The sequence below is a fragment of the Atlantibacter sp. genome (genome assembly GCF_032062175.1).
Lineage (GTDB): Bacteria > Pseudomonadota > Gammaproteobacteria > Enterobacterales > Enterobacteriaceae > Atlantibacter.
The window spans coordinates 19948-34100 of record NZ_DAMBQK010000016.1; the positions used below are offsets into that span (position 1 = coordinate 19948).

At 54.8% G+C, this 14153-nt stretch carries 13 protein-coding genes; all 13 read left to right on the top strand.

Annotated features, from left to right (window positions below; genetic code table 11):
* Positions 1-79 precede the first annotated feature (79 nt).
* The 13 genes from RT120_RS14450 to RT120_RS14510 all read left to right on the top strand — a co-directional run bounded on the left by RT120_RS14450 (position 80) and on the right by RT120_RS14510 (position 14111).
* A complete protein-coding gene (locus RT120_RS14450; protein WP_312983579.1) occupies positions 80-673 on the top strand; it encodes a hypothetical protein in 594 nt (197 codons plus the stop codon).
* Between the two features lie 10 nt (positions 674-683).
* Complete coding sequence (locus tag RT120_RS14455) at positions 684-932, top strand: hypothetical protein (protein WP_312983581.1); 249 nt, start codon at positions 684-686, stop codon at positions 930-932.
* Positions 933-1059: 127 nt separating this feature from the next.
* Positions 1060-1512, top strand: coding sequence for a DUF6708 domain-containing protein (locus RT120_RS14460; RefSeq protein WP_409515053.1), 453 nt, complete (start codon positions 1060-1062; stop codon positions 1510-1512).
* A 235-nt stretch (positions 1513-1747) separates the two neighbouring features.
* On the top strand, positions 1748-2977 hold the full coding sequence (locus RT120_RS14465; RefSeq protein WP_312983584.1) for a hypothetical protein: 1230 nt from the start codon (positions 1748-1750) through the stop codon (positions 2975-2977).
* A complete protein-coding gene (locus tag RT120_RS14470; RefSeq protein WP_312983585.1) occupies positions 2974-6432 on the top strand; it encodes an ImcF-related family protein in 3459 nt (1152 codons plus the stop codon). The genes RT120_RS14465 and RT120_RS14470 overlap by 4 nt, the downstream gene beginning before the upstream one ends.
* On the top strand, positions 6432-8033 hold the full coding sequence (tssA, locus tag RT120_RS14475; protein ID WP_312983587.1) for a type VI secretion system protein TssA: 1602 nt from the start codon (positions 6432-6434) through the stop codon (positions 8031-8033). Before RT120_RS14470 ends, tssA begins: the two co-directional genes overlap by 1 nt.
* Before the next feature lie 31 nt (positions 8034-8064).
* Positions 8065-8343, top strand: coding sequence for a PAAR domain-containing protein (locus RT120_RS14480; RefSeq protein ID WP_409515054.1), 279 nt, complete (start codon positions 8065-8067; stop codon positions 8341-8343).
* Between the two features lie 58 nt (positions 8344-8401).
* Positions 8402-10156 carry a type VI secretion system baseplate subunit TssF gene (gene tssF / locus RT120_RS14485; RefSeq protein ID WP_312983588.1) on the top strand — a complete coding sequence of 585 codons (1755 nt, stop codon included), beginning with the start codon at positions 8402-8404 and terminating at the stop codon, positions 10154-10156.
* Positions 10120-11205 carry a type VI secretion system baseplate subunit TssG gene (gene tssG / locus RT120_RS14490; protein WP_312983590.1) on the top strand — a complete coding sequence of 362 codons (1086 nt, stop codon included), beginning with the start codon at positions 10120-10122 and terminating at the stop codon, positions 11203-11205. The genes tssF and tssG overlap by 37 nt, the downstream gene beginning before the upstream one ends.
* The gene (gene tssJ, locus RT120_RS14495; protein ID WP_312983592.1) at positions 11183-11728 is read left to right on the top strand and encodes a type VI secretion system lipoprotein TssJ; all 546 of its coding nucleotides are present in this window, start codon (positions 11183-11185) and stop codon (positions 11726-11728) included. The genes tssG and tssJ overlap by 23 nt, the downstream gene beginning before the upstream one ends.
* Complete coding sequence (gene tssE / locus RT120_RS14500; RefSeq protein WP_312983594.1) at positions 11728-12183, top strand: type VI secretion system baseplate subunit TssE; 456 nt, start codon at positions 11728-11730, stop codon at positions 12181-12183. Before tssJ ends, tssE begins: the two co-directional genes overlap by 1 nt.
* A 22-nt stretch (positions 12184-12205) precedes the next feature.
* Positions 12206-12679: a hypothetical protein gene (locus tag RT120_RS14505; protein ID WP_312983596.1), complete on the top strand. Its 474-nt coding sequence runs from the start codon at positions 12206-12208 to the stop codon at positions 12677-12679.
* Between the two features lie 49 nt (positions 12680-12728).
* Positions 12729-14111, top strand: a complete 1383-nt coding sequence (locus RT120_RS14510; protein ID WP_312983599.1) for a VasL domain-containing protein — start codon at positions 12729-12731, stop codon at positions 14109-14111.
* Positions 14112-14153: the final 42 nt, after the last annotated feature.

Here is a 14153-nt window from a genome sequence, read left to right on the forward strand (position 1 = left end):
CTATGCTGCCTATTATTGTCAATTTGCGTTATTAGGCCCTGCAGGACCGGCAGCCATTTTGATAATGGCCGGAGCCGCAATGGTAATACAGGCTGAGAATGCCACCAGATCACCTTTTGAAGTTTGGCTTAGCGATAGCTGTTTTGGCGTGTTGAATAAGCGTGGCGCCAACGATCCTGTTTGGGATATCCATAAAGCTGAAGATTTATATGATGCCCTAATGGCGTATAAAGTGATTATTAGTGGAATGACAGCGGAAGTGGACTACCAGGATCTCATTGGCAAGCGGGGTAATTCTGAGGATGCTATAAAAATGCGCGTCAGATTGCCGGGTTGCAACAGTACCGAGTCGGCATGGCAACTAAAGCTTGTGGCACATGGCAATGGCGCGACTAAGCATTTGCTTGCGAGTCAGTTCGGTCTAAAAGACGTTGAAAATAGTTTTTCGACAATAAAAGAGGATGGTTCCCACATTTTACGTAACCCCCGCCATCCTGACCTTCCGCTGAATAATACTTTAACGCAGCACTGGGAAAGTAATGCACTGGTACTTGAGGGGCTGGTATGGGTAAACAGCACACGATACCAGCAAGCAGTACTTGATATACGTTATTGGCCGGATAAAACCGATCCGCAAAGTTTGATGACCTTGACTTTGAAAATCAGGGAGTAGGATGCCAGGGATGAATAAAAATAAACGAAGGCCTAAAGATTCACTGCGGGCTGGGCCAGAAGAGATAAAAACTGCAGTTGATCAATATTTTTATCGTGAACCCCGCCTCACTCCCCGGTTAAAAAACTGGGAAGAGGATTTGCCTGAAAACCATGCCAGACAAACTGTACCTGGCAAACTGATACAGGTGAATGAGATTAACGATATCTGGATGGAAATTCCCCGCTATGAAAATATTATGTGGGGGGAGCATGGTTAGGGATCTTTTCATCAATAGTTCCTTTTTTAGTGATAGTTTGGTTGTACGTAGAGTCAGAACCTCATAGTTTAGATTTTGAGACATTGTTAACTTTTTCTTTTCTTTTCTTTTCTTTTATTTATTTTCTATGATTTTACTAAATTTAAGGATGGCTTTATTTGTCCCGCGGGATCAACCCATCCTTTTTAATCGTAAGCGGCAAAAAATCTATATCTTTGAGCATCACCGCAAAGCCTGGAACCCCTGGGTGAAATGGCCGACCACCGTTAAGGTGTTTGACTGGGCAGATGTCCACGGTGAGATCAGTCGCGAGTCCGATCGCTACGATCAGGGGTTTCGTTTGTATGGTGCCGTCTGCCAGCCCGGCACCCGCAGCGTTACGGAACGTTTTATATTCACTCACGCCGTGTATTACATCGAGCCCCAGCGTCAGTTATGGAGCCACTGCTGTCAGTACATGCAGCATCAGCCGGTGGTTATGGACCCGCTCTACCCCGGCCGGCCGGATAACTGGCACCCCCGGAAAAGCATGCTCTGGCCGCAAGCGCTGGACCAGGAATCCAGAACCGCGCCGGAGTAAAGCGCCAGGGGTGACTGATCCTACAAAAAAATTAATGAATATTATTGTGAATTGAGAACAGAGCAATTGACGAGGAATACGGGCTCGTAAGAATAGGAGAGATGAGCCTGCCATTCTATTGTTGCAAGGAAAAAGGAAAGGATATTTTTGAACTTCAGAAAATATGAAGCCCAATGATATTAATTTCATTCAGTTCTCTTTGTTATTTTCAACGTTTTATTAATCTGAGTTTATTATGCCAGTGAAAATAAAAAATATTCCCGGCCCAGCACTACGCCCGGCTCCGCCAAAACTTTCACGTTGGCTTGCTGCTTTGGCTTACATGGTGGCATGCGGAATATTATTGATCCGCTTTCTGGATAAATATATTGAAAATGATAATTTCTGGTGGTTTGCCATAGGTATCCCAATGGGAGGATGGGGGATATTTTTCGTTTTGCGTATGTCTTTATTCGGTCTTCGGCATATGCGAGCCAATGCGTACGACAGACGTCGCGAGCAATATATTTTAAAGCAAATTCGTCGGGGGCGACGTGCGCTACAAATTCTGGCGGCTGAATGTGCGACAGCTCATGCTTTAGATTTGCAATTCACTACGATAGCGGAGCCATTACTGCGTAACATCAATGTGTTGTTTCCGCAGACCACCAGGGAGGGCGGCGACAATATTCGCCATAGTCATTTACCTATAACTGAAGGGAAAGCGGTGGCGTCAGACGTTACCACTGCATTTAACGCATTATTAAAAAAAATCGCCGTGCAGCTTGCCGCACTGCCAGAAAACCCGGTCGCGGTTTTACTGGAGTCATCCTCTTCGCTTCCTGAGGATGAAATCAAAGCTCTCTGGCTGCAGGCCTGGCAGAAGAGCGGTATGAGTCAGCCTACCGATTTTGTTAGCGGGCAAGGGCTGATGGCTATCGATCACTGGCTGGATCACCGCATACATGAAAACACGCTATTGCTGGTTGTCGCCCTACAAATTGCCCCCGAATTGCCTGAGATGACCGCTGAGGTAGTCGTGGGGTTGTTATTAGGCAACAGGTTGACTCAGAAAAGGTTGATGCCGCAAGCGCTACTACACCGCCCCGAAGCGTCTGGGATGAACGCTGCCGCATTACAGGAAGGCGTGCTGCAGGCTGCTGGCTGGGTACCTCTGACGCCGAATGGGGCTGCGCATCTTTGGCTGACTGGCCTGGATGACACGAGCGATATCAGGTCCGGTACGATCATCGTCCAGGGCAAGCCTCCGCTGACCAGCATAAAACAGGATGCGGGCCTGCACGATTTTAGCAGTTATCTGGGTAATCCCGGTTGCGCGGCTCCCTGGCTTGCGATTGCCGTTGCGGCACAAATTATTAGTGATGATCCGTTACCACATATGATTATCAGTGGTGAACAGGGCAGCGATATTGTCTGGAGCACCGTGGTATCCCCTTATGCTTCCCACAAGGAGAGTAATTTGTGAAGCGTATTTTTTTGCTGATGAAAAAATCAGAGTTCTGGTTCTGGGCCATAACTATAAGTATTTTGCTGGGGTGTCTGGTGATGTGCGGGCTAGTCTGGCTGGACCCGGAACGAGTTGGGTTACAGTCGGGTAGCCTGGAGCGGAAAAATTGGCTCATAAGTCTATGCCTGGGAACAGGGCTCCTGGCATTGTGTCTATTAGTTACATTTTTTAACACCAACACAGCGGGCAAAAAAAGTTTTGATAACGATGTGCTGCAAGCGCTGGGTGACGATGATCAAGCTGTATCAAAAGAAGCCAAATCAGTAAATGCACCGCAGGCCGAATTGGTGGCCATCAAAACCTATTTACGCCGCCGCTACAACTTTTTCTGGCGTCGTAAAGTCCGTTTGTTACTAGTCTCCGGTGACGAAAAAGCTATCAATCAGTTGGTTCCTGGTCTGCAGGAAAAGCACTGGCTGGAAGGCAATCGCACGGTTCTTATATACGGCGGCAACCTGACCAGTGAAGTCAATAGCGAAAAATATACCGAGCTGCGTAAATTGCGCCGTGGACGTCCGCTGGATGGCATTGTCCACGTGTTAGGGGAACATCAAAATCTCACGCCGCAAATGAGCGACAACGCTCTGCGCGGGCTTGAGAAAATCGGCGAATTGTTGCGTTACCAGCCGCCGGTGTATTTATGGCAGCTATGCGGAAGTCAATGGTCTCAAGCCGGGCGTAAATCGCAGGCAGTGGGTATTACGTTACCGTTGAGGGCACTACCTGAAGGTGTGGAAACACAGCTTGGTAAGTTGCCGTCGCAACTGCGTGAGCAGGGACTGGCGCAAATTGCTGAAAAAAGCCATTACGATTTCTTGCTGCGTCTTGCTCAACAGCTTGAGCAAGAAGGGCGTAAACTCTGGATGTCGAGTCTGACGCCCTGGTTGTACGCTTCGCAGCAGCGTATCCCGCTGCGCGGGCTAATGTTTAGCCAGGTTGTTAAATCTGTCACCTCCGCTGAAGAGGCAGGCGAAAACGCCGTTTTGCCTTCACATCAGCATGCCCTCACGCTTCCGGCAACATGGCAGGGCATCATTGCTGACTGCACCCGCGTACGTGGCCGCCGCGTCGGCATGGCCTGGGAGCGAACGCTGGCCTGTAGCGTGATGGCCTTTTTGGGGTTTTGGGGGGCCGGGCTGTTACTCTCATTCGCACTCAACTATACCCAGATTTCCTCTGTGGCGGACAAAGCCCATCCTCTGGTTGAGCATCCCTCGGTTTCAGATCACCAGCTCACGGCCTTACATGCGCTGCGTAACGATGCCGGTCGCCTGCAACATCATGTTCAGGACGGTACACCCTGGTATCAGCGTTTCGGTCTTGATCATAACCCGCAACTGCTGAGCGCCATGCTTCCGTGGTATGGCGTGGCGAACAATCGCCTGCTCCGCGATCCGGCCAGTGCCGCGCTGAGCCAGGCGCTCACCGCGCTGGCGAACTCAGCGCCGAACAGCGACCAGCGTGCGCAGCTGGCAAAACCCGGCTACGACCAACTGAAAGCCTGGCTGATGATGGCGCGCCCGGACAAAGCGGATGGGGAGTTCTACGCCCAAACCATGAAGGCGGTCCAGCCGACCCGGGCGGGTATTTCCACCAGCCTGTGGCAGAGCCTGTCGCCGGACCTGTGGGCATTTTACATGGACGAAATGCCGCAACAGCCGCAGTGGAAAATTACCCCGGATGCATCTCTGGTCAGCCAGAGCCGTCAGGTGCTGTTGCAGCAAATTGGACGGCGCAACGCGGAAAGTACGTTGTATGAGAACATGCTTAAATCCGTACGTCGTAACTTTGCGGATGTGTCTCTGGAAGACATGACCAGCGGTACAGATGCCCGCCGTCTGTTTACCACCGAGGAAGTGGTGCCGGGCATGTTCACCCGCCAGGCATGGGAGGGGGGAGTTCAGCAGGCCATCGAAAAAGCCGCCAGTTCCCGCCGGGATGAAATCGACTGGGTGCTGAGCGACAGCCGAAAAGCCGTATCCCCGGACCTGTCGCCGGAAGCACTGAAAGCGCGTCTGACGCAACGTTACTTTACTGACTTTGCAGGCAGTTGGTTGAGCTTCCTTAATAGTCTGCGACTTAACCCGGCGAATAACATTGCAGATGTGACCGACCAGCTGACGCTGATGAGCGACGTGCGTCAGTCGCCACTGATTGCCCTGATGAATACCCTCGCCTGGCAGGGGCAGACCGGTCAGCAAAGCGAAGGCCTTTCGGACTCCATCATCAAATCGGCGAAAGACCTGGTGGGGGGAAAAGAAAAACCCGTGATTGACCAGTCTGCATCAGGCCCGCAGGGGCCGCTGGATGACACCTTTGGTCCGCTGCTTCAGCTTCTGGGCAAAAACAAAGGCAACAACGTTATGTCGGCTGATAATTCACTGAGCCTGCAGACGTATCTGACCCGTATCACCCGCGTGCGTCTGCGCCTGCAACAGGTTGCCAGCGCTTCTGACCCGCAGGAGATGATGCAGACCCTGGCACAGACCGTGTTCCAGGGCAAAAGCGTGGATCTGACCGACACCCAGCAGTACGGCAGTCTGATTTCGGCGAGCCTTGGTGAAGAGTGGAGCGGTTTTGGCAGCACGATGTTTGTGCAGCCACTGACCCAGGCGTGGGAAACGGTGCTTCAACCGTCGGCGGCGAGTCTTAATGACAAATGGAGTCGCTCCGTAGTGGCGAACTGGCAAACGGCATTTGACGGACGCTTCCCGTTTGCCGTCAGCAAAAGTGATGCCTCCCTGCCGATGCTGGCTGAATTTGTACGCAAGGACAGCGGACGTATAGAGCGCTTCCTGTCGACGGAGCTCAGCGGTGTGCTGCACAAGGAGGGCAGCCAGTGGGTGCCGGATAAGGTCAACAGCCAGGGGTTGAGCTTTAACCCGGCCTTCCTGCAGGCCATTAATCAACTGAGCCAGTTGTCGGATATTTTGTTTACCGACGGCAGCCAGGGTATCAGCTTCGAACTGCAGGGGCGTCCAGTACCACAGGTGGTGGAAACCCAACTCACCATCGATGGACAAAAACTGCATTACTTCAACCAAATGGCCGACTGGCAGAGCTTCCGCTGGCCGGGAGACAATTACAAACCAGGGACCATGTTGACCTGGACCACGGTCAACGCCGGGGCGCGTCTGTTTGGTGATTACAGTGGGACCTGGGGCTTTATTCGCTGGCTGGATCAGGGCAAGCGCCAGCAGCTTGACCACAGTCAGTGGATGATGAGTTTTACCACCCCGGATGGCAGCACGCTGCAGTGGGTGCTGCGCTCACAACTTGGCAAGGGACCTCTGGCATTGCTGGCCCTGCGCGGCTTCACGCTGCCGGACCGCATTTTCAACGTCGACAGTGCGGCCACGGCTCAGGCGCTGATGGTCAACACGGAAAACAGTGACATGGACGGAATAGAATAATGAGCAATCTACAGAATCTGGTTGCCGCCTGTCAGGCGGACGACGCGCTGCTGCGACAGCAGGCGCAGGGACGAACCGAAAACTGGCGTCGCTGGTATGCACCGATAAGCGACGCCAGCCCGACTGGCGAAGATCCCGGTTACGACGATGATTTTCAGCGTATCCGTGAAGAGGTCAACAAACTCTCCGGCATTGATACCGCTCTGATTTGCCAACTGGCGGAAAAATTACTGACGACCACCGCTCAGGATATTCGGGTTGCCACCTATTACTGCTGGGCCCGCCTGCATCAGAACGGCGAGACCGGTTTTGCCGAAGGGCTGGAACTGCTGGCGGGAATGTTGCAATGCTTCGGCACACAGCTGTATCCACAACGCGATCGCAGCCGAAAAGCCGCACTGGAATGGCTAACAGGCTCCCGTGTACTCGACAGCCTGTCACTCTGGCCGGAAGTCGTACAGGAAGAGGCACAGCGCACCACCGGGGCGCTGTTGCTCATCCAGAGCTGCCTTGAGGCAGAACCGGAAGCGTCCCGGCCGGAGCTGAATGCCCTGTACAGCGCACTTGAATCCCGCCTGATAAAGGCGGGTGGCGTGGATGCCGTGGTGCCTCAGAACGCCAGTAATATCACTCAGAACATGCATATGTCTGACGCAACGGGCAGTGCTGCGCCAGCACTGACTCGCATCACGTCCGGTCAGGATTTGCTGGCTCAGGCCCGGATCCTGACGGAGTATCTGCGTGAGCAGCCAGATGGCTGGCTGGCATCACACCGGCTGATGAAGAGTCTGCGTCATGACACCCTGAGAGCCATTCCAGCCCCCGATGCGGAGGGAAAAACACGTATTGAACCTCCACGGGCGGATCAGCGGGCCATGCTCAAACGTCTGTACCTGCAAAAGAGCTGGTCGGAAATTCTGGAGCAGGCGGACAGTACCTTTTCTCGTGGCGCGAATCATCTTTGGCTCGATTTGCAGTGGTATATCCATCAGGCTCTGGTGAAGTCAGGGCAGGATATCCTTGCGGAGATTATCGTTGCGGACCTGAAAGGTTTGCTTCGTCGCCTCACCGGGCTGGAAACGCTGGCGTTTAACGACGGGACGCCGTTTGCCGATGAAGTCACGCTGAACTGGATAAACCAGAGTGTGCTGGACGATATGTCCGGTTGGCGCAATGAACCGGTCAGCGTCGTCAGCGCAATTGAAAGTGATATTCTGGCCCTTGAACCGGAAGCGCTGGAGAAAGCTGACGCTGACGGTCTGGATGCCACACTCCTCTGGCTACAGACACGACCTGGCACGGACTCAACAAAAGATAAATGGCTGCTGCGCCTGCTGATGGCCCGTGTGGCGGAACAGAAAGGCAAGAATGAGCTTGCCCTGCATTTGTTGGGCGAGCTCGACAGCACTGCACAATCCATCACCCTCACGCAGTGGACACCCGCGCTGTTGTTTGAAGTCAAATCACGACGCCTCAGACTGCTGCGCATGAAAGCCACTCGTGGCGAGACGGATAAAGCCCGTTTGCAGCCAGAGATGGACAGGCTGCTTGGCGCACTGATCGCACTCGATCCTGCCAGTGCTGCAGTGCTGTGCGGATAGCGTGAACTGAAATTTACAAGGAGGATGACAAATGGCGAAAGGTTACTATCTGGTGCGGGGAGATAAGACTACCTGCGGTGGAAAGATCCTTGAAGGCGACCCAGATAACACGATCGCGGGGATCTCTGTTTCACGCGAACAGGACAGCGTGACGTGCGGGAAACATGCCGGCACTTACAAAATTATCGGGGCCATTCCACAAAACAGGGTGAATGGCCGGAAATATGCGGGCACGTTACACAGTAAAAGTGGCTGTCCGTGTGCGGCAACGTTAATTCCTTCCCATCAGGAACGCACCTACGAAGTTTAAAACCTTCACTCTTGACCGGCACGCTTAGCCGGATGGTCACACAATACTCAGGTTATCTATGGACGACTTAACCCTGCGTTATTACGACGCTGAAATGCGCTACCTGCTGGAAGCCGGCGAAGAATTCGCCCGTGCTCACCCGGAGCAGGCGGCAATGCTTAACCTCGACAAAGCGGGCGCGCGCGACCCGTATGTGGAGCGTCTGTTTGAAGGCTTTGCCTTCCTGATGGGACGCCTGCGCGAGAAGCTTGATGATGATTTACCCGAACTGACCGAAGGGCTGGTCAGCCTGCTGTGGCCACATTACCTGCGCACCATTCCGTCGATGTCCGTGGTGGAGTTCACACCGCAGTGGCGGGAAATGAAAGAGCCGATGCGCATTGGCAAAGGCTTTGAAATTAATTCCCGGCCCATTGGCGAAAAAGGCACGCGCTGCCGGTACACCACCACCAAAGAAATTACACTTCAACCGCTGTCGCTGGAGCAGGCCAGCCTGGCGACCGATCCTGATGGTCGGTCGGTTATCACGCTGCGCTTCAACTGTAGCCAACTGGCGGACTGGAGCCGTGTCGATCTCAGTTATATTCCGTTCTACTTCAATGCTGATGCGCCGCTGGCCTGTGCCATGCACGAAGCCTTCACCATGAATGTGGCCAGGATGTGGTTGCGCCTTCCCGGTGATGTGGACAGAAGGCCGCTTGGCGGTCATTTCACCGCAGTTGGGTTTGGTGATGACGATGACCTGTGGCCGAAGGGCAACAGTAGTTTCAGCGGTTACCAGCTGTTGCTGGAGTACTTCACCTTCCGTGAGAAATTTATGTTTACCGGCCTGCGTGGGCTGGAAACCGTGGCTTTCCCGGCTGAACTCCGCTGGTTTGAAATCGACGTGGTGCTGGCTGAACGCTGGGAGCATGACTTCAGCTTTACCGGGAAGCATCTGCGCCTGAATTGCGTGCCGGTGATTAACCTGTTCCCGCTGGAATCCGACCCGCTGACGTTAAACTCCCTACAGACAGAGTACATGCTGCGTCCGATGCGTGTGCAGGACGGCCATACCGAGATTTACGCCGTGGACTCGGTCATATCATCCAGCCAGCATACCTACGTACCGTTCTCCAGTTTCCGCCATAAAGGTGGGATGATGCGCCATGACGCCCCGGAATATTACTACCACACCCGCGTGCGCCGCGGCCCGTCCGGGCTGCATAACACCTGGCTGATTCTTGGCGGCGAAGCCTTTGATAATCACACCGTGCCGGAAGATGAAAGCCTGTCGCTGACGCTCACCGGTACCAATGGTCAGTTGCCGCGGCGGGCGCTACAGAGCACGGTGCTCGATACGGTGATGAAAACCACCTCGGTCAGCATTGTGGTGCGCAATCTCTGCGCCCCGACGTTGCCCTGCTATCCACCGGCGCAGGACCGCTTTCACTGGCGCGTGCTGAGCCACCTCGGCAGCGGTTTTCTTTCGATGATGGATAACGCCGACGTGCTGCGCGGCACCCTGGCACTGTATGAGTGGACAGATAGCGAGATGAACCGCCGTCGTCTGGAAGCCATCATCGAGGTGAAGCACAGTGAAACTGAGCGCTTCGAACAGGGCTATCTGGTGCGCGGTGTGCAAATTGAAGTGACACTGAACAGCCACGGCTTTGCCGGTCGCGGCGATATCTGCCTGTTCGGTGAGATGCTGAGCCGCTTCTTTGCCCTCTACACCGATATTTACCTGTTTAATCGTTTGATTATCATCCTGCAACCCACCGGAGAACGCCTGGAATGGGAAGAGAAGCACAACCGCCGCATTCCCGGCTGACCCCGCGGCTGGAAGCCGACCTTCACCGGATTAACTTTTACCGTTTCTGCCAGCTACTGGAGAAGCGTAACCCGGGCAGACCGCTGATGGGCTCAACCAGCCATCCCGCCGATGACCCGGTGCGCTTTGCCCCCCATCCCGGGATGGGGTTTCCGGCCAGTGAACTGAAAGCCGTCGAGTACGACGAGGACGATGACAGCAAGCCGCCGGTTATCCGCACCACGTTTATGGGGATGTATGGGGTTGATTCACCGTTGCCGACGGCCTATCTCGACGACATCACCCAGCGGCGGGAAGGGCATGAGGCGCTACAGGGGTTTCTGGATATCTTCAGCCATCGCATCCTGACGCAGTTTTACCGCATCTGGCGTAAACACTCTTACCCGGCCACGTTTGAGCCTGGCGGTACTGACAGCACTTCACAATCACTGCTGGGGCTGGTGGGGTTGGGCATTCCGGGGACCGCAGAGCATATCGCCACCCCGGTTTCGCGCTTTTTGTCACTGCTTGGCGTACTGCAGCAACCCGGAAAAACGCAGGAGGGGATGCAGTCACTGGTGAGCCTGCTGGCACCGCATACCACGGTGAAGGTCAGTCCATACTGCCTGCGGCCGGTTGAGGTCAGTTATCCACTGGGGTTTTACGGCGATGAAGACTTTCTGATGGATGGCAACACGCCGCTCGGTGAAGAAGCTATGGATGTCAGTAGCCAGTTGCTGGTGTCGCTGGCGACAGATAATGAGCAGGAGGCGCAGGGATGGAAGCCTGATGGCCTGCTGTATCAGGATTTTCTGGTCATGCTGCGGGTCTATCTGGGCTGGCGATTCAAAGCCAAAATCATGCTCACGGTCAGTACCCGTCTTCTGAGCGCCCCGCCTCTCGGTGATGGCCCTTTCTGGCTTGGCATGAACGGCGTGCTGGGCGCAGACAGCGCAGAACTCTCAGACGATATTCCACACACCTTTACGACGGAACTGGGCTATTACACAGGACTTCAGCCCGCAACACCACAACAAGGAAACCGACGTGTTACGTACAAATTTGACTAAATCTACACGCTGGCTGTTGCCAGTGCTGGCTTTGAGCCTGACGGGCTGCGGTGTGACGCAGGGCGTCGCAGATGGCACAAAATCAGTCTATACCTCTCTGTTTTACAAGAAAATTAAGGTCCTGCATCTGGATTTCACGGCGCGTGAAGCGCTCAACACCGATGCACGGGAAAGCAACTCCCTGTCCGAACCTGTCGTGGTACGGGTCTACCAGCTAAAAGACCGTAAGGCCTTTGATAAAACGGTCTATCAGCAGTTGCTCCTGGATGGCGAAACTGTGCTGAAAGACGAACTGCTGGCCAGCCGTGATGTGGTGGTGAAACCGGGTGGTGATGCAAGCCTCGATATGCCGATGGAAGAGGACGCACAGTTTGTGGCCGTGGTAGGCCTGTTCCGTCATCCGGATATGGTGAACAACACCTGGAAGCGGGTTATCAAACGCAACGATTTGGATCCGGACAAGCCGCGCATTCTGGAAGCCGGGAATAATCAACTCACGTTACAGCCGCTAAAGGATGACTGATGCCAGAGGGACACAACACGCCATCGCTGTATGAAATGCTGAGCGGTAACTTCACCGGCGGCCTCGCCCTCAGTCAGGTTAGTGAGCAGAACCAGGTGATTTTATCCGTACTCGATAACATGCAGCGTGTGCTTAACTGCCGCGCCGGTACGCTGGCGCATCTGCCGGACTACGGTCTGCCGGATATGACCAAAATCTTGCAGGGAATGCCGGGTACAGCCCATCAACTCATGGGCACCCTGTCGGCCGTGTTACTCAAATACGAACCGCGGCTGAAGAAAATTAACGTGGTGCTGCTTGAGCAGGACATGCCGGGCGAGCTGCGTTATGCGATTGATGCCGAACTCAGGGGGATTGGCCTGGTGCGCTACGGCACTGAATTTATGCCCGAAGGCCGTGTGCTGATACGCCACCTCAGACAGCAGCAGTATCTTGATGCCCGGACCCGCCTCTAACCTCACACCAGACCGAGAAAGCATGACGGCTAAAGCACGTTTTTTGAAGAAGCTACTGGACCAGCAACCCCGCAGCGCCAGCTTTAACACCCGGGCAGAGGCCGATATCGCGGCGTTCCGCCAGCGGATAGGCCAGTTGCAGGAGACCATGGAGACATGGCTCGCCGGGACAGAAATCCGCACTGAAACCACAAACACCTCCCTGGTTGAATTACTGGTAAGCAGTAGCGCGTTTTCCGTCCCGGGCATTGCTCTGCACTACCCGCAACGGAGTATCCGGTTTACGCCCATTTTTCTTTACGGGCAGGGTGTGACCGGGTGTATCGAAGCCAGTCTGTGTACAGCGGGTGATATCCGGCCTTTGTACCGCCTGTTTATGCGCAGCGGAATGCAGGATGACTGGACATGGCGCCCGGCCGGAACGCTCAGCGGGAAACCTGCCCGGTTTGATGAAGACGCGTTCTTTACCCTGATTGCCTCCCTGCTTCCTGGGTAGCCACTGCCTCTGAACCTGATTTTCCTTAATCCCCACGGATGACCTTAATATGTATAACGAACACCCCCGCCCGGTGAGAACCGGCGGCGATCCGCGCCCATTGTCAGAATTTATGGCGTTGCGCGATGAGATGAGTAAGCTGACGCATCCGGCACGCCCGGACGTCGACTGGAAACAGGTGGAAGCCCTCTCGCTCTCCCTGTTTGAAATAAACGGTGTGGAGTTGCAGACCTGCGCCTGGTACACCCTTGCGCGCAGCCATCTGGCGCGGATCAGCGGGATGAACGAGGGGTTGAACATCCTGAATGCGCTGCTGAGCCACCAGTGGACGCAACTCTGGCCGCAGCCGGCGCATGCCAGGGCAGAGATACTCAATGGTCTGCTACAGCGGTTACAGAAGCTCTTTCGTACCTTTTCGCTGAGCCCCGCAGATGTTCCTGCCCTGGCGCTGGCGGAAAAGCAGCTCCAGGAGATGAAGGGTATTCTCAGGCGCCAGGAGTTGAGTCACGTCTGCCCGATGAAACCGATGATGCAACTGATCCAGAGCGCGTTAAGCCGACTCGAAAACAGCCCTCATCCTGAGGATGTCCCTGCTGACAGCATGATTCCTCACCAGGCGTTGAGCCTAACGCAAGAAGCGGCTCCGGCCAGTCGTCTGGTCTATGTCATCCGGAAAGAGCCTGAAGTTGGCGTTCAGGTAACAGAGAACGTCCCGGCAACACCGAAACGCTGGCCCGCTTTTATGGCCGGCATGGCGACTGCACTGGTACTCAGTGCTGCCACCGTTTTTAGCGGGCAGGCGCTCCAACGTCCGGATGAGGCAACACAGGCGATGGCCGCATCCGTAGCCCGTGTACCGGAACCCATGACCCCCTCGCAGATAGACGCCTTCCGCGCAACGAATAACAGCCCATCGCATTCCCAACCGTGGATTGCGCATATCACGAACCAGGTCAACTGGATCACCCGCCAGGCGCCAGGCTGGCGTCTTCGCTACGCTCAGGGACTGGTCTCGCAGGCGCAGGCTCTGTGGCCGGATGATCCTGCAACCCGGGCACTGGTGCAGCAGTGGGCGCAGTATCAGGCAGCCAGAACGCTGCCTGCCAGTGAACTGAACGGCTGGCATGACGGCATGATGCAGCTTCATGCCCTGTCGGCACAGTTGGATGCGCTGGACAGGCAGAAGGGTAAATATCTGACAGGCAGCGAGCTGAAGACGATTGTCTGGCGTATTACCAGCACGTTTGCCGGTACCGTCCCGGTGGAAGAACAGCTCCGGCAGTTGGTTTCCGAAACGGGAGAAGTAAATTCCCCCGGAGCCAGTATTGAGCAGGCCGCACGACACCTGGATTCGCTAATCCACGTTCTGGAACAACTGTCAGTAGATAAAACCGGGGTTCCGGCAGGAAAACCTGTTAGTGCCACCCCGTAAACGCAAGGGCGTCGTAACGGAATAGAATTGACTGAAGGCGTT